This is a genomic window from Winogradskyella eckloniae (genome assembly GCF_013249045.1).
Classification (GTDB): domain Bacteria; phylum Bacteroidota; class Bacteroidia; order Flavobacteriales; family Flavobacteriaceae; genus Winogradskyella; species Winogradskyella eckloniae.
In genome coordinates this window covers 1-18,035 of sequence record NZ_JABRWP010000011.1, presented here as the reverse complement: position 1 = coordinate 18,035, position 18,035 = coordinate 1, and the positions used below count along the sequence as shown (strand labels likewise).

The 18,035-nt window shown below is 33.8% G+C and carries 7 protein-coding genes; 2 read left to right on the top strand and 5 right to left on the bottom strand.

The features are described from left to right. Positions 1-89: 89 nt before the first annotated feature. From HNV08_RS14970 to HNV08_RS14955, 4 genes are all read right to left on the bottom strand, one after another. Positions 90-1,988 (bottom strand): autotransporter outer membrane beta-barrel domain-containing protein, encoded by a 1,899-nt coding sequence (locus tag HNV08_RS14970; RefSeq protein ID WP_173282173.1) that lies wholly within the window; start codon positions 1,986-1,988, stop codon positions 90-92. A gap of 529 nt (positions 1,989-2,517) precedes the next feature. Continuing rightward, complete coding sequence (locus HNV08_RS14965; RefSeq protein ID WP_173282172.1) at positions 2,518-6,279, bottom strand: transglutaminase domain-containing protein; 3,762 nt, start codon at positions 6,277-6,279, stop codon at positions 2,518-2,520. Positions 6,280-6,299: 20 nt separating this feature from the next. Then, the gene (locus HNV08_RS14960) at positions 6,300-7,496 is read right to left on the bottom strand and encodes a DegT/DnrJ/EryC1/StrS family aminotransferase (protein ID WP_173282171.1); all 1,197 of its coding nucleotides are present in this window, start codon (positions 7,494-7,496) and stop codon (positions 6,300-6,302) included. A gap of 76 nt (positions 7,497-7,572) precedes the next feature. Then, the gene (locus HNV08_RS14955) at positions 7,573-8,202 is read right to left on the bottom strand and encodes an NAD(P)H-dependent oxidoreductase (RefSeq protein WP_173282170.1); all 630 of its coding nucleotides are present in this window, start codon (positions 8,200-8,202) and stop codon (positions 7,573-7,575) included. 333 nt (positions 8,203-8,535) lie between these two features. Here HNV08_RS14955 and HNV08_RS14950 point away from each other — a divergent pair, with 333 nt between their 5' ends. Both HNV08_RS14950 and HNV08_RS14945 read left to right on the top strand, forming a co-directional pair. Next, entirely contained in the window at positions 8,536-16,794 is an 8,259-nt protein-coding gene (locus tag HNV08_RS14950; protein WP_173282169.1) for a BspA family leucine-rich repeat surface protein, read from the top strand. 4 nt (positions 16,795-16,798) lie between these two features. Continuing rightward, positions 16,799-17,731: a PorP/SprF family type IX secretion system membrane protein gene (locus tag HNV08_RS14945; RefSeq protein ID WP_173282168.1), complete on the top strand. Its 933-nt coding sequence runs from the start codon at positions 16,799-16,801 to the stop codon at positions 17,729-17,731. Positions 17,732-17,908: 177 nt separating this feature from the next. Here the strand turns inward: HNV08_RS14945 and HNV08_RS14940 are convergent. Continuing rightward, on the bottom strand, positions 17,909-18,035 hold a 127-nt coding region (locus tag HNV08_RS14940), incomplete at its 5' end, for a T9SS type B sorting domain-containing protein (protein ID WP_173282167.1).

Genomic DNA, 18,035 nt, shown 5'->3' with positions numbered 1-18,035 from the left:
ACTCCCTACAGTGACTTTCTTTAAATGCGTCTCTATTTATATTTTAGAGAAGCTATTATTTTTTATGTGATTTCAACTTACTGCATTGTTTATTGATCCACCTTTCTTACCGTATCATTAACCTTCTTTTTTTCGTCCTCTTTATTTTCTTCCTCTTCAATAGCATCAGTATCATCTTCTAATTTATCACTACCATTATCTTCAGCAACGGTACTCTTTGCTGGACCATGAATTGCTTCTTGATCCACTACAAATTTTCTGTTTAATTTTTTAAAACGCATATCGGAATATTTTGACACTCTTCCTCCTCTTTCTTCATCTGCTCGTCGTGCTACAATTTGATAGCTAAATTTGGTGTTAGAAACACCATGGTTAAGCTCTACTACTTCAAAGCCATTTGCTGTTTTATTGGTCACATAAACTCCATTGCAATCGCCTTCCAACTGAATGAATACCTTTAAAGGATGTTCCTCACTTACGTGAATGTTTTTTGTTAAAATAGGATCTAGATTTATAGTGGCTTTTCCTCCACTTAATTGACCTGTTCCATAATCTTGAAATAATGCTTCAGGTGCTTCTGGCGCTACCATTATACGCTCTTCATCGTTAGAGTCTCGTACCAATGTTGAAACAGCTCCAAATCCTAAAATTTTATAGGTAATATTATCTATTACAGAACCAACAGCAGCAGCCGCAGGAATAGTATTTCCAGTACTCGCAGAAACTGTAAAGAAACCACCCATTTTATCTGTAGTACTTAAATTAGAATTATTTGCTCTACCATGGACTCCAATAATTTCAGCTCCACCATTTACTCCGCTTACACCACCAGTAATAGTTCTGCCACCTGTTGATACCAAAGCGACATTACAATAGTAGCCATTTGAAACAGCTGTTATCCCATGCGCATACTGATTATTAGAATCGCCAATTACCGCAAGACCTGCAGCATTTGCGGTTGGGTTGGTATTATTTATGTATAATCCATATCTAGAACCTCCGTTTTCAATATAGGCAGCATCAGTTGCACCTGTAGTTTTTGATATCCATAATGCCGTTTCATTAGTATTACTATAGATATCTAGTCTTGCATCTGGAGTAGAATCTCCTATTCCTACTCTATTGGTTCCGCCATCTACAAAAAACATATAAGTGACATCATCGGACTCAATCCTAAAATTATGATCTCCACTTAACTCATTAAATGTGGCAGATCCTCTTACATCTAATGTTGCATTAGGTACAGATGTACCAATCCCAACACGATCTGTTCCGCCATTTACAAAAAACATATTGACGTTATCATCAGATTCAATTCTAAAGTCATTATCTCCACTATCATCATTAAAAATAGCAGATCCTCTAACATCTAAGGTTGCATTTGGCAAAAAATTACCGACACCTACCCTATCTGTACTAGCATCAACAAAGAGTGTGGTATTATCTACACTAAAATCGCCGTTATTACCGTTTTGTAAAAATAATTCTGAATTTGTATTGGTTATAACTTCATCTTCATCTAATCGTAAAGAATTATTGATTTCTAAAACTCCAGAACCTACTGTTCCGCTGGCATCATTAGTATGCGTAAACTCTACTCTACCTGAACTGACTTCAAAATCGCCATGAGTTGCATATATAATTCTCCCTACGCCTAGACCGCCTTGGTCATAAGCTTGATCTAGTGTATTAGCGCCACCTAAAAAGGGCGTCCAATTTGTGCCATTCCAATAATAATAACCTACTCCACTACCACCTATTACTGCTGCATTGGTATTCCAAACCAATAAACTTAGCGCTGGTGCCGCAATTGGTGTGGTATTATTTGTAACATTTATTAAACTTACTCTTGGTACTAACAAACCACCATCTGTAGCTGTAATATCTAAAGCAGCGGATGGATCTGGATTGGTATTCCCTATCCCAACTTGTGCATAAGACATTACTGTTAATAAACAAAAACCGATAACGATAGCTAATTTTTTCATGGTTGTCATTTTTAAATTGGTAACTTTTATTATGATTTATACTTTACTATGTTGTGTGAAATAAATGGTCTAATATTTTAAGCACAGCTTATAATTATTAGATGGCATTATTTAAAGGATTAACATCCATAAATGATTTTTACTGAAGGCGATTTTTTTTACAACCCATAAAATTTTTCATCTTAATTGTATTGTTTAACAAGGCACAATTTATAGTTAGTACAAAGGGGGAATTTAATACTGATGTAAAATTATAGAACACATCATTACATATCTGTAAGACATGTAACAAATGCTATGAGATATGTAACATTGTAGTATTTACGGGAGTTACACGCGATTTAATTTAATAAAATTAAGACCCATATTGTTGGTTGAAGGCATTTCAGCAGCTACAATAATTTGAACTATTACTTAAGCTGATTTGAATTCAACACAGGTAAAACTGAAAGAAATTAATTGCACAAAAAAAACCACTTTATAAGTGGCCTTTCTTTCAACTAAATTTAAATTTCTAAAACTGATAGGTTTATTTAAACCCAATATATTCTAATTCGGTATCTAAAATATTCTTAACATATGCTTTATAAGTTTTGTAATCTTCAGGAGACACGTTATCATATGGTGTAACAGCTTCAATGGTTACATTAAGTTGATTAGGTTTTGGATTATCATACGTAATAGAATACTTATGATTCTTAAAGTTAAGATTTTTACTTTCTGGTATTTCAACAAAAGTCTGTTCTTCGTCAATCACAATACTATATGATGTGCGATAAGAATCTACAGTCTCATATTGAATGTATTCTATTGGATAGTTTCTCTCTTCTAACTGAATAATAGAATTCTCATATGGATGCGTAATAATAGGTAATTGAAGGATTTTTATGGATCCTATACTACTCCTCTTTTTATTTAAGGTTAAATCGGTATTAAAAGTCAATGAGGCGTTATCATTATCTTTTTTATAGTCTGATACAGTATTTAATGTAAAATCATCAATAAGTTTAGATTTATAATCTTCCGTTATTGATTTTTTTACAACTTCAATGTTTGGCTCACTAAATACCTCATTATAATATGGTGTATTATGACCGATAACTTCAGTCGCTATTTTCAAATTGATACTTTCTTCAGACAAATTAATAATTACGTCATTATTAATTGCAGACTTTACTCTATTGACACCATCTAAATGTATTAAATCATATGTTTTTGTAGTTGTCGCTGTACTAAACGGAATTTCTAATGCTGTTGCACCTCTTAGGCTAGTTGGTAAAGCTTTATATGGTAAATATTTATTGGTTAATTCTAAAAACTGTTCTTTACCATCTATCATCACTTTTACGATACAGTGATTAAAATCTGTACTTGGTAAAACCAAATTGTTTCTACCATAATCTGATGTTAATACGAGTACTAAATTTGATTCTAAATCGGCCATTTTTGCTAGAGTAACAAACAATGTTGAAAAATCTTTGCAATCACCTAAGCTAGTATTAATGGTTTTGGCTGGCTTTTGCGGAATAAAGCCACTTTGCTTAAAACTTACGTAACTATAATTAAAATTAGACGTGATATAATCATAGATAATTTTAGCGCGTTGATCCTCTGTTAAGTTTTTGTGTCCATTAGGAAAAAGAGTCTTAAATTCACTTTCAACTTTAGAATTAATTTCAATACGCGTCCTAACCAAATCTGAGTACCATTCCGAAATTTCATTCCAACTATCTATTGTATTGTAATGAAGGTAACCTAATTGATCCACTGAATTTGGCATATAATCTTCAGCATAGTCCATTGTTTTAGCACCTTTTAATTCCCATTGATATAATTTATAATCTTTTTTATTGGATATTTTAGGCTCTAAGTTGCCATTTATATATTTATAATTGAGATGACTCGATTTAGGCACCAATATATCAATTGAAGTAAACACCATTGGGTGAAAGGAATCAAACTGTAATTTATCTGAAATATCTTTATAGAATCGTCCTGTTGTGGTTGCGACGCCTTCGTAATCGATATATACCACATCACCTATACTTATATCATTAAAAACCAGGTTTGATCCGCTGCGCTCCGCAGGCACAAGATTACCATTGGGTTTTACCAACTCAGATTTTAAAAACTTATAGGATCCACCTAATCCTAAATTGTATTCTTTAAAGGTTTCTATACCACTATTAGAAGTAACTTCGTAGATATAGACATACCTATACTTAAAACCGCCTTCTTCAAAGATCTCTATATTACTTTCATCTAATAGTATGTTAAAACCGTAATTATTGGTGGTTATCTTATTTCTATGTTCTGTGATATAATCGTAGGCCTCTTCTAAAACCAATTCATTAATAATATTAGATTTTTTTGAAAGGTCATTGATCTTTTTTCTAAGTCCAGTATCTCCACTATTATGTGTAAGTGCTTTTTCGTAATAGACTAAAGCCTCCTTTGTTTTTCCCATTTGTTTTAGAATATCACCTCTAAGTTCCATTGTTGTAAAACTATATGGAAAATTCTGAAGCATTTCTGCTGTATATGGTAATGCTTTATCAAACATTTGATATTCTACATAACGGTTAACAATTCGCTTTAAATAAGAATTATCGTTCTTTAACTCTTCATAATGTTTATCAATTAATGCTAAAACTTTATCTTTTTCATTCTTTTTATCATAGTAAACGATAAGTTTATTCTCTGCACTAATGCTAAAATTATCTTTAATGATGTTTTCTAAAGCCGTTATAGTTCTATCTTGATCCTGAAAAAGTTGGTCAAAAAGTGGAGCATATCTTAATTTAAAATGCGTATTATCGTATGTTTCAGCTAATGTATTTAAACGTTCTAACGTTTCTTTTATACCTGTTAAATCTTCTTTTCTTGCGTGGTACAAAAACTCTGCCGCACCTTTTATAATTTCTGAATCAAAAGCATTTTTTAATTTCTCTATATATGCTTCAAACTCATCCATAGAAAGCCTAGAGAGTTCATCATACTCAGTAACTTTATTTATAATTGGCAAATAATAATCGGGATCATCTCTCTCTATGTTTTCATTTAATTCATTAGAAGATGTATAATCTTTTTCCAAATTATATGTGGTAATCAAAGCACTTCTAAGAAATGAACTTTTTGGATACGTTTTATAATATGGCATTAAAATATCTCTAGCTTCATTATATTTTGAATTTCTTAAATAAGTACTATATAAGGCGTAAGCATACAAAAAGTTATTAGGTTGTTCTTTTCTTCTTATTTCAAAATAATTTTCTATATCATTTTTCTTCTCAATTGGATTTAAATCTGAAAGTGATGATTTATTATATGCCGTGACCTTATTTGAAGTGGTAATATTATTTAATGGCTTTTTATTTTCATCAAAAATAGATACCATAAAATAAGCATTAGAATTGCTCTCCGCAGATTTGAGCACTAACCTATTATTTCCTTTAGGTAAATTAACTAGAAACTCATAGCCATTTATATCTGACGAAACATCCTTTTCGTATTTATAAACTTCTACATCATTTATAAAAATCTTAAATGCAGAACCACAGCCTACCCTTACAATTATTCGTTGATCTTCCGAAGAATTAACAAAAGTCTGTGCATAATTTACACTTGATCCATATTCATTATGATTTGAAAAATTTTGATAAGCTTCTATCGGATTTGAACCCTCATACCAATGAATGACACCATTACTTTTTGCATCAAAGTCTACAGAATTACTTGGCGTAGTTTCTGGCTCATAGAATTTATCTAAACCACTCTTATTTAGGTTTTCAAAACTCCCACAATACTGCCAATCTTTTATAGCATTTATTTTAGAATTTAAGTCATAGTAAGATTCCCAATCATTATCATGTCTATTTCTAATGGCATCTAAATAAATTACAGCATCTTTAATATCTGTACTTTCTAATTCTAAAGCAGCAACTTTATCTAATGTTTCAAAGGTGTTTTTATTAAAGCCTTCATCTAAGTAATCATCAAAAAGAAAGGTTCTATTCCAAAACGCATACAGATAAAATTCAAAATCTTTCTTTTGTAAAAATGCATTTAAAAAATCGTCATTACGTTCTATTTTACCCGACTCATTTCTATATAACTCATACATTATTAACCATTCCGTATCTGAGTTTTTGCTTTTTTCTATGATCTTCCCTGCTTCTGTTCTATTATTAGATAATAATTGATCCCAAAATTTAGAATAACTATTGTTTTGAGAAAAGCAATTAAATGAGCATAACGAAATAATGGCAATAAATAATAATGTTTTGTGCATAAAAATGATGATATTATAGATTAATTAATTGCAGACGATATGAGTTGAGCCATTTTATCTGCGCGTTCTTTCACTTCTTTTTCTGTCCAAGATAATTTAATTAAGCAAGAAATATTACGAGAAATATAATGATCGGACTGATCAAAGGATTTAGTTTTAAGGTACTCTAAGCCTTTTTTAACTTCGGAAGAAATAGGATATAACGACTTTAAATCTTTTAGATGATTCCATTTTCTAATATAATGCCAATTGTTTTGGTAATAATTCCAACAGGCATCTACACCATTTGCTTTAAAAGCTGCTGTCACTTTCTGAGCCAATTCTAAATCTGGCATAAAAAAGTTTAGAAAGGCATAGCTCTCTTCTCCACCGTCTGGCACATTTCTAAATGTTACTTCCGGAATTTCTGTCAATGCGTTTCTCAGTATTGTATAATTTCGTTTTTGAATTGCAATAAACTCTGGTAATCGTCTTACTTGAGCTAAGCCTACAGCCGCATGCAATTCTGAAATTCTAAAATTATACCCTAAAAACGGATGTGTTTCTGCGCCTCTGTCATTACCAACATGGTCATGCCCATGATCACTAAAATGGTCTGCATTAATGTAATATGCTTTATTATTCGTTACCACTGCGCCACCTTCGCCACAGGTTATGGTTTTTACAAAATCAAAGGAAAAACAACCTAGGTCTGCAATACTACCCAAAGGTTTACCTTTATAAGAACCTCCTATAGCTTGGCATGCATCTTCAACAAAAATTAAATTGTGGTCATTACAAATTTTACTCAAGGCCTCCATGTTTCCCATAGAACCACACATTTGCACAATCATTACAGCTTTTGTCTTTGGTGTTATAGCCGCCTTAACTGCTTTAGGATCTAAGGTTAAGGTATCGTCTATATCTACTAGAACAGGAATTGCGCCTAACATCATTATGGCTTCAAAACTAGCTACAAACGTAAACGTTGGCATTATAACCTCATCTCCTGCACCTACGCCTGCAGACGCCAACGCAACCGAAACAGCAGCAGTACCACTAGACACTAATTGAACATGGTTAGATTTAAAAGTGGTTGCTAATTCTGCTTCAAGCGCTTTAGCCTTCCAATGGCCTTTTCGCATCCCATCAAAACCATAACGCATTAAAACACCATTGTCTAATACATCGTTTACTTCTTTTCGTTCTAAATCACTAAATAACTCGAATCCTGGCATAAATAAATATAGTATAAAAAATAAAACTTAGGCTAACAAATATAGCATTTTGAAGATTTTAAGATAGAAAACCAAACTACATTTCTATAATTGTTTCAGACATTTGTTTTCTCACTTTTTTGAACTCAGCAAACATATCATCCTCTGCTCTATACCCAACCGGAAGCATTAAAACGGAATTTAGTCCATAAGCATCTAATTTAAGTAGGTTATCCACCTCGGCAGGTAAAAAACCTTCCATTGGGCAACTATCAATTCCTTCAATTGCGCAAACTGTCATTAGATTACCTAATGCTATATAAGCTTGTCTTGTAGCCCAACCTACCTTTTTTTCTAAAGGCATAGCTTTAATGGTAGTATGTAACTGAGCTTTAAAAGGATCTAAGATAGAATCTGGTGTATTTCGTATAGATTTTATAGTTTCAAAATGAGCATCGACATCATTTTCGTCAATCTTAGTCTGTATACATAATATTAATACATGTGATGCATCTGCTACTTGACGCTGACCAAAGGACACATCAACCAATTGATCTTGCAAATTCTGGTTTTGCACAACAACCATTTTTAGTGTTTGCAATCCATAAGATAATGCTGTTAAATTAAAAGCCTCTTTTAATGTATTCACCTGCGCATCAGACAGTTTCTTGGCAGCATCAAACTTCTTCGTTGCATAACGCCATTTTAATTTCTCTATAATTGACATCCTTTAATTTTTGGTAAAAATAAGGAAATATAGGCTGTTAGGTTTACAAACTAATGGAATTATACATTATAAAATTACCTATTCATAGTAGTACTAATTAACGGAATTCAGGGTAGTACAACAAACTATTCTAAACTAGTTTTGTAACCAGACAATAACAAATTAGTTAAAATTAAATGGTTTGTTGGCATCATTAATTAAGCCACTCTAAAAATTAATTTAATATAAAAACGAATCAATAATTGCGTTTTAACTGATTTTTAGGTATTTTGTCGATTATTTAAATAATGCCAAAAACTAAAAATCTGATTTTGATTAAACAAGACCCTAATTATGAATAAATATATTACCCTATTTTTCGCGTTAGTACTCAGTATAAGTACTTATGGTCAAGGTTTTAGTGCGATATGGAACACCTCCAATACCGATAACAGTTCTACATTAGATAACCAAATTGAAATACCAACAAATTCTATATATACCTATAATTACACGGTTGATTGGGGAGATGGTAATATCGATAGCAACGTCACTGGTAACATCACACACACTTATGCGTCTCCAGGCAGTTATACCATAAATATCTCAGGTACATTTCCTCAGATATATTTTAACAATTCTGGAGATCACTTAAAGATTGAAGAAATTTTAAGTTGGGGAAATATTCAGTGGTTAAGTATGGAAAACTCATTTTGGGGGTGTTTAAATTTAAATTTTGATGCCATAGACGCTCCAAATTTATCTCAAGTTACCACTTTACGAAACATGTTTAGAAATTGTGTTGCTTTTAATGGTATTGTTAATCATTGGAATATAACGACCATTAACGATCTATCTGGCATGTTTGCAGATGCTATTACTTTTAACCGACCATTAGATAACTGGAATGTCAGTGCTGTTACTAATATGTCTGAAACGTTCTATGATGCTCGAAATTTCAATGAGCCTTTAGATAGCTGGAACACAGCTTCTGTAACAGACATGTCTAATATGTTTAACGCAGCGAGCGATTTTAACCAAAATATAGACAATTGGAGCGTTAACCAAGTGACTACAATGTTTCGGATGTTTGCAAACACAACAAGTTTTAATTCGCCATTAAACTCGTGGAATGTTGCTAACGTGACAGATATGAGCGAGATGTTTGAAGATGCTCGTATTTTTAATCAACCATTAAATGATTGGAACGTCAGTAACGTTACTAACATGACAAGGATGTTTGATGATGCTGAAGATTTTAATCAACCACTTGATTTATGGAATGTTGCTAACGTAACTTTAATGGACCAAATGTTTAGTGAAGCAACTGACTTTAACCAACCTATAGGAAACTGGGATGTATCTAGTGTAACCTCCATGATTTCTATGTTTGAAAGAGCACAAAATTTTAATCAACCTTTAAACTCTTGGGATGTTAGCAATGTTACCAATATGCATGGCATGTTTGATGGTAATTTTGCAAGTACAAGTTTCAATCAACCATTAGACGCATGGAATACCGTCAATGTCACTGATATGAGTGAAATGTTTAGACGTTGTGACTTCAACCAACCTATTGGAAATTGGAATGTAGAAAATGTTACCAATATGTCATCCATGTTTAGTTATGCTCCAAATTTTAATCAACCTATTGAATCTTGGAATGTTGAGTCTGTGGAAAATATGATTTCAATGTTTTTTCAAACACCACTATTCAATCAACCGTTAAATAACTGGACAACCACTGCCCTAACCAATATTAGTGGCATGTTTAGCAATGCTACACAATTCAATCAAAATCTAGATAATTGGAATGTTAGTAATGTTACTACAATGAATAATACATTTAATAACGCTAGTGCCTTTAATCAAAATCTAGCGGCATGGAATATTTCAAATGTAAATAACATGCAGTCAATGCTCAGCAATTCTAACTTATCTTTAGAAAATTATGATCTTACGCTTATAAGTTGGGCTTCTCAAAGTGTTCAAAACAACGTGTCTTTAGGTGCAAATACGCTTACGTATTGTGATGGCCTTGATGAACGACAAGATTTAATAGACAACCATAATTGGTCTATTACAGGTGATAGTGTAGATTGTTCTTTTGTAATTTGTACTCAGATTATTTCTCCAATAAATGGTGATCTTAATGTACCTGCAAACTCTAATATAATTTGGGATCCTGCTCCAAATGCAACTGGGTATTACGTCAGTATTCGTAGAGAAGATGATTTTGGCAATATAATACAAACAATTTATGATAATGAAGACGTTGGAAATGTAGTGAGTGTCACGTTTACAAATGAATTTTTACCTGGCGATAATGTCTATGTCACTGTCATTCCATATAACGATGAAGGTCCTGCCGTTGGCTGTGAAGAAATCTATTTTAAAACTGTTGAGAGTTGGGTAAATAGTCCCGATGCCTTTAAATTAACCTACGATACGCAATTACAACAAAACAGCCATACCACGCCAATTAATCAACTCAAAATGCAGGTTCAAAATGGATTTACTTATAATTATTCTATAGATTGGGGTGATGGCCAATACGACAATAATGTTTCTGAAGAAATTATTCACACCTATTTAAATCCAGGAATTTATACCGTTAGCATAATTGGCGATTTCCCTGCGCCAAGACACGAAGAATTTCATAGTGATTCTTTCAAGTTAATTTCTATAGACCAATGGGGAACACAAATTTGGGAAAGCATGGAAGGTGCATTTGCTGGCTGTTCAAACATGGAATATGCGGCAACAGATATACCCAACCTTTCTATAGTCACTGACATGAGTAGAATGTTTATAGTCTGCCAAAATTTTAATGGAAACATTAATGATTGGGATGTAAGTAATGTTACTAATATGTACGGCATGTTTGCCGTTGCAGATATTTTTAACCAACCATTAAATAACTGGGATATCTCTAATGTAACAAACCTATCTTTTATGTTTTATAGGACCGACACCTTTAATCAAGATATAAATGGTTGGAACACGGCTAATGTAACCACTACCTATAGAATGTTTGAAACAGCCATAGCATTTAACCAACCATTAGATAATTGGAATGTGGCTAACGTCATAACCATGGAAAATATGTTTAAAGGTGCGACAGCTTTTAACCAGCCCCTAAATAGTTGGGATCTAAGCAGCGTTACGTCTACAAAAGAAATGTTTGAAAATGCAGACGCTTTTAATAGCAATATCAGTAGCTGGAATGTAGAAAACGTTAATGATATGGAAAGCATGTTCTATTCTGCAGATGCTTTTAATCAACCCATAGATGGATGGAATGTTGGCAACGTAATCGATATGCAACAAATGTTCTCTTATGCCGCGAGCTTTAACCAACCATTAATTTCTTGGGATGTTAGTAGTGTAAATACAATGTATAGAATGTTCGCAAATGCCAGTTCTTTTAATCAACCTTTAAATACTTGGAATGTTTCTTCGGTAACAAATATGTCTGGCATGTTTGCAAATGCTACTGTGTTCAATCAAAATATTAATAGCTGGAATGTTACCAATGTACTTACCACTTCAAGTATGTTTGAAAATGCCATTGCATTTAATGAACCTTTAGATCAATGGGATGTTAACTCTGTTGTAGACATGAGTTCAATGTTTGAAGGTGCAACACTATTTAATCAACCTATCGGAAACTGGGATGTGAGTGCAGTAGCCTCAATGTCTTCTATGTTTCAAGAAGCTGTTAGTTTTAATCAAACTCTAAATGACTGGGATGTGAGTTCTGTAACCCTCACGGACGCTATGTTTAAAGAAGCCACTCTATTTAACAATCCATTAAACGATTGGGATGTCGCTTCTATAACCAATATGATGTCTATGTTTGAAGACGCTATCGCCTTTGACCAGCCCTTAGATAATTGGGATACTGGAGAAGTTTTAAATATGCAAGCCATGTTTAAAGGTGCTACACTTTTTAATAGAACCATAGACTCTTGGGATGTGTCTTTTGTGACCACTATGGAAGAAATGTTTAGAGGTGCTACCACTTATAATCAATCCATGAATAGCTGGAATGTGGCCTCTGTTACAACAATGGAAGGTATGTTTGAAGATGCTATTTCTTTTAATAGTGAAATAAATAGCTGGAATGTGCGTGGTGTAACGACTATGCAAAATATGTTTTATGGAGCGACATCATTTAATCAAACACTAAACAACTGGCGTGTCACTGGCGTTCAAAATATGACAAATATGTTTAGAGATGCTGTGGCTTATAACCAATCTATGTCCGAATGGAACATTGGCAATGTTACCATGACAAGTATGTTTAGAAATGCATCAGCTTTTAATCAAAATTTAGTGGATTGGGATATGAGTAACGTTATTAATGTTGTAGACATGCTTGACGACTCTGGATTAAACAGAGAAAACTATGACGCCACCTTAATTGCCTGGTCAGAACTGACGCTAACCTCTGGACTGACTCTAGGCGCAGATTCACTACTCTATTGTGATGCTTTACAAGAAAGACAATCAATTATTGATAATTTTGGATGGACTATTAATGGAGATATTTTAGATTGCCCTATTCCAGAATGTACACAACTCATTTTACCATTACATGGCGATACCAACGTACCAGTAAACACCAATTTAACTTGGGAAGATGTACTTTTTGCCAGTGGTTATACTTTAGAAATAACAATTCAACCGAGTGGCACTGTTATAAATGAAACCTTGGGAGATGTTACAGCCTATGAATTTGTTAATGATTTTACAGGTGGAGAAACTGTTTATGTAACCATTATACCATTTAATGATAATGGTAATGCTATAGGACCATGTACCGAAGAAAGCTTTACGATTTCTTCAGATCCTGCTGCAATACCTGCGTGTACAAATCTTACCCTTCCAATCGACGGTGCTACAGAAGTTGATGTAGATACTGATATCAGCTGGACTCCTATTGCCAATGCAGATGGTTATAGAATTACCGCAATTACAAATCCAGGCGGAATTATAATATTATCTAATGAAGATGTAGGAAATGTAAGTACCTATAATTTTACTACCCAATTACCAGAAGAAACTTTAATAGATGTTACCATTACGCCTTATAACGAAGAAGGCAATGCTAATAGTTGTACAACAGAAAGTTTCACAACACAAACCATTCCTACAGCGCCTGTATGTACCAACCTTTCCAATCCTGTGAATAATGCTAATAACGTAGCAGTTGACACAGACGTCACGTGGAATGCGGTTGCAGATGCCACTGGTTACCTTATTAGTATCGGTACAACAAGTGGCGGCATTGAAGTCGCTAACAGTATTGATGTTGGTAACATGACAACCTATGACATCCCTTATGATTTAGACAATTCAAGAACCTATTACGTTACAATTATTCCTTACAATGCTGTTGGAGATGCTACTGGCTGTAATGAAGAAATTTTCATAACAGAAGATCCTATTTCTACAAGTCCTACGTGTACAAATCTATTAAGCCCTATAAATGGTGCTACAAATATCGACACTACGTTAAATCAAATAACTTGGAGTGCGGCTACAAATGCAACAGCCTATAGACTTACCATTTCGGGTACAGCTAATAACAATATAACCGATTTTGAAACCACAGACACTTTTTACAATTTTGTGAATCCGTTTGTGAATAGCGAAGTGGTTACCGTAAGTATTGTTCCATTCAATACAACAGAAACGGCTTTAGGTTGTGCTTCAGAAAGTTTCACTATTATTCCTGAAACGCCTAACTGTACTCAACTTATTAGTCCACTAAATAACGAAACCGATGTTGCGACTACGCTTAGTCAAATCTCATGGAATCCTGTTTCTAACGCAACAGCCTATAGACTTACCATTTCGGGTACAGCTAATAATGACATTACGGATTTTGAAACTACAGACACCTTTTACAATTTTGTGAATCCATTTTTAAATGATGAAGTGGTTTCTGTAACTATTGTACCTATTAACGCTACTGTAGATGCCATTGGTTGTACTTCAGAGAGTTTTACTATTATTCCTGAAACACCTAACTGTACTCAACTTATTAGTCCAGCACATAACGACACTGATGTGGCGACAACGCTAAATCAAATCTCATGGAATGCAGTGCCAAACGCAACAGCCTATAGACTTACCATTTCGGGTACAGCTAATAATGACATTACTGATTTTGAAACCACAGACACCTTTTACAATTTTGCGAATCCGTTTATGAATAGCGAAGTCGTTACCGTTACAATTATTACTATTGACGGAACAGTTGAAGCGACAGGTTGTGCTTCAGAAAGTTTCACTATTATTCCTGAAACGCCTAACTGTACTCAACTTATTAGTCCTCTAAATAACGAAACCGATGTGGCGACAACGCTCAGTCAAATCTCATGGAATCCAGTTTCTAACGCAACAGCCTATAGACTTACCATTTCGGGTACAGCTAATAACAATGTAACGGATTTTGAAACTACAGATACCTTTTACACTATCCCAAATCCATTTTTAAATGATGAAGTGGTTTCTGTAACTATCGTACCTATTAACGTTACTGTAGATGCGATTGGTTGTACTTCGGAGAGTTTTACTATTATTCCTGAAACACCTAACTGTACTCAACTTATTAGTCCAGCACATAACGACACTGATGTGGCGACAACGCTTAGCCAAATAACGTGGAATGCAGTGCCAAACGCAACAGCCTATAGACTTACCATTTCGGGTACTGCTAATAATGACATTACTGATTTTGAAACCACAGACACCTTTTACAATTTTGCGAATCCGTTTATGAATAGCGAAGTCGTTACCGTTACAATTATTACTATTGACGGAACAGTTGAAGCGACAGGTTGTGCTTCAGAAAGTTTCACTATTATTCCTGAAACGCCTAACTGTACTCAACTTATTAGTCCTCTAAATAACGAAACCGATGTGGCGACAACGCTTAGTCAAATCTCATGGAATTCAGTTTCTAACGCAACAGCCTATAGACTTACCATTTCGGGTACAGCTAATAATGACATTACGGATTTTGAAACTACAGACACCTTTTACACTATCTCGAATCCGTTTTTAAATGATGAAGTGGTTTCTGTAACTATCGTACCTATTAACGTTACTGTAGATGCGATTGGTTGTACTTCGGAGAGTTTTACTATTATTCCTGAAACACCTAACTGTACCCAACTTATTAGTCCACTAAATAACGACACTGATGTGGCGACAACGCTTAGCCAAATAACGTGGAATGCAGTGCCAAACGCAACAGCTTATAGACTTACCATTTCGGGTACAGCTAATAACAATGTCACTGATTTTGAAACTACAGACACCTTTTACAATTTTGCGAATCCGTTTGTGAATAGCGAAGTCGTTACCGTTACAATTATAACTATTGACGGAACAGTTGAAGCGACAGGTTGTGCTTCAGAAAGTTTCACTATTATTCCTGAAACGCCTAACTGTACTCAACTTATTAGTCCTCTAAATAACGAAACCGATGTGGCGACTACGCTCAGTCAAATCTCATGGAATCTAGTTTCTAACGCAACAGCCTATAGACTTACCATTTCGGGTACAGCTAATAACAATGTAACGGATTTTGAAACTACAGATACCTTTTACACTATCCCAAATCCATTTTTAAATGATGAAGTGGTTTCTGTAACTATCGTACCTATTAACGTTACTGTAGATGCGATTGGTTGTACTTCAGAGAGTTTTACTATTATTCCTGAAACACCTAACTGTACTCAACTTATTAGTCCAGCACATAACGACACTGATGTGGCGACAACGCTTAGCCAAATAACGTGGAATGCAGTGCCAAACGCAACAGCCTATAGACTTACCATTTCGGGTACTGCTAATAATGACATTACTGATTTTGAAACCACAGACACCTTTTACAATTTTGTGAATCCGTTTGAAACAAATGAAGTTGTTTCAATAACCATTAAGCCTATTAATGGAACAGTGGAAGCAATTGGATGTACAACTGAAAGTTTTAGTATCGTAAAAACACCGTTGTGTACAGAGCTCTTATCACCATTTAATGGCGAAACTGATGTTGAGGTAAATTCTACCATAGAATGGGAAGATATTTTTAATGCAGATGGATACTTTTTGTCTATTGGGACAATCTCTGGTGGAACCGATATATTAAACAATATTGATGTTGGCGCTACCACTACATATAACTTTGATGATGATCTAGAAAGTCTTACCACATATTATGTAACCATAACACCATATAACCTAAATGGTGTAGCAGAAAGTTGCTATGAAAGTACTTTCACAACACTCAAAATACCCAAAAACGATGTAAAGTATGGTTTTTCTCCAAATGGAGATGGTGTTAATGATTTCTGGAATATTGTAGGTATTGAAGACCATCCTAATAATACAGTTTCTATTTTTAATAGATGGGGCGATTTAGTTTTTGAAATCAATAATTACAATAATACGACTAATGTTTTTAGAGGTATTGCTAATAGAAAAACTAAAATGGGAGCAGGAAACCTGCCTGATGGTACTTATTTTTTCCAGTTTTCAATAAGTGGTGAACACAATTTTAAAACCTTAAAAGGTTACGTCATTATTAAAAGATAATTTGATGAATTTCAGAACTAAAACTAAGATAATAATTGCTGTATTAGCATTCGTAATGTGCACCTTAAACACTGTAAGTGCCCAACAAACACCGTTGTTTTCAGAATACAATTATAACCCATTTATAATTAATCCTGCTTATGCAGGTGTAACCCCAAATACTGAATTTTCTATTAGTAATATGGGATATTTTAATGCATTTGAAGGCAGCCCAAAAAGTTTTGCGTTTAGTGGTCATGGCTCTATAAATGAAAAGAAAGCAGGTATTGGTGCAGGAATAACTAGAGATCAAATTGGCGTAACAACATCCACTCGATTTTTTGCTTCTTACGCCTACAAAATATATTTTGATTTTGATAGCAATCGACCATATTGGCAAAATTACCATCCAGGTGTACTCTCTTTTGGTGCAACCATTGGATTACAACAGTATCAAGACAATTTAACAGAATTAGGAATCATGGATGATCATGTCTTTGCAGAAGATATCAATGCTACTGTACCCTCAATTGGATTTGGTTTCTTATTTAACCACCACACGTTTTATATTGGTATCTCATCACCCAATGTTTTAGGTGATGCCTTAGTTTCTGATAAGAGTTTTAATATTACTAACACCTACTATGGTTACCTTGGTTACCGTATTTATAACAATCGATTTAAAGATCTAATGATTAAACCTAATATCTTATTAAAACATGAAAATGGTGCTCCATTACAAGCAGATATTAATGTGGCTGTCAGCTTTAAAAATCAATTTGAATTAGGTGCTGGATATAGAACAAGTAACTCTTATAATCTATTAGCTGGTATATACTTATTTAACAATTTCCGATTTATGTACAGCTACAATTTAGCTACAAATAATTCACCCTTAGGTAATGCACATAGTTTTATTCTAAGTTGTCAGCTTGGAAAAGGTTATCAGGTAGACTAAAATCTAATGAATACATGGTTACAATCTATACATGTATTTGTTTTATAACATTTGCTAAAACAATAACATCTTAAATTGAGTAACATAAGAAATGTATACGATAAATTATTAAGTATAAAAAAGCCTGAGTAAATTAATACTCAGGCTTTTTTTAATACTTATGATTTAGATTTCACCTTATCGTTTCAAGGTAAAATGGGCTTTAAATTCTTTACGGATATCAGTGCCTGGCTCGTCATACTCTACTGTAAACCAGTAGTCGCTTGTTGGCATTTTATTACCATTAAACGTGCCATCCCAACCA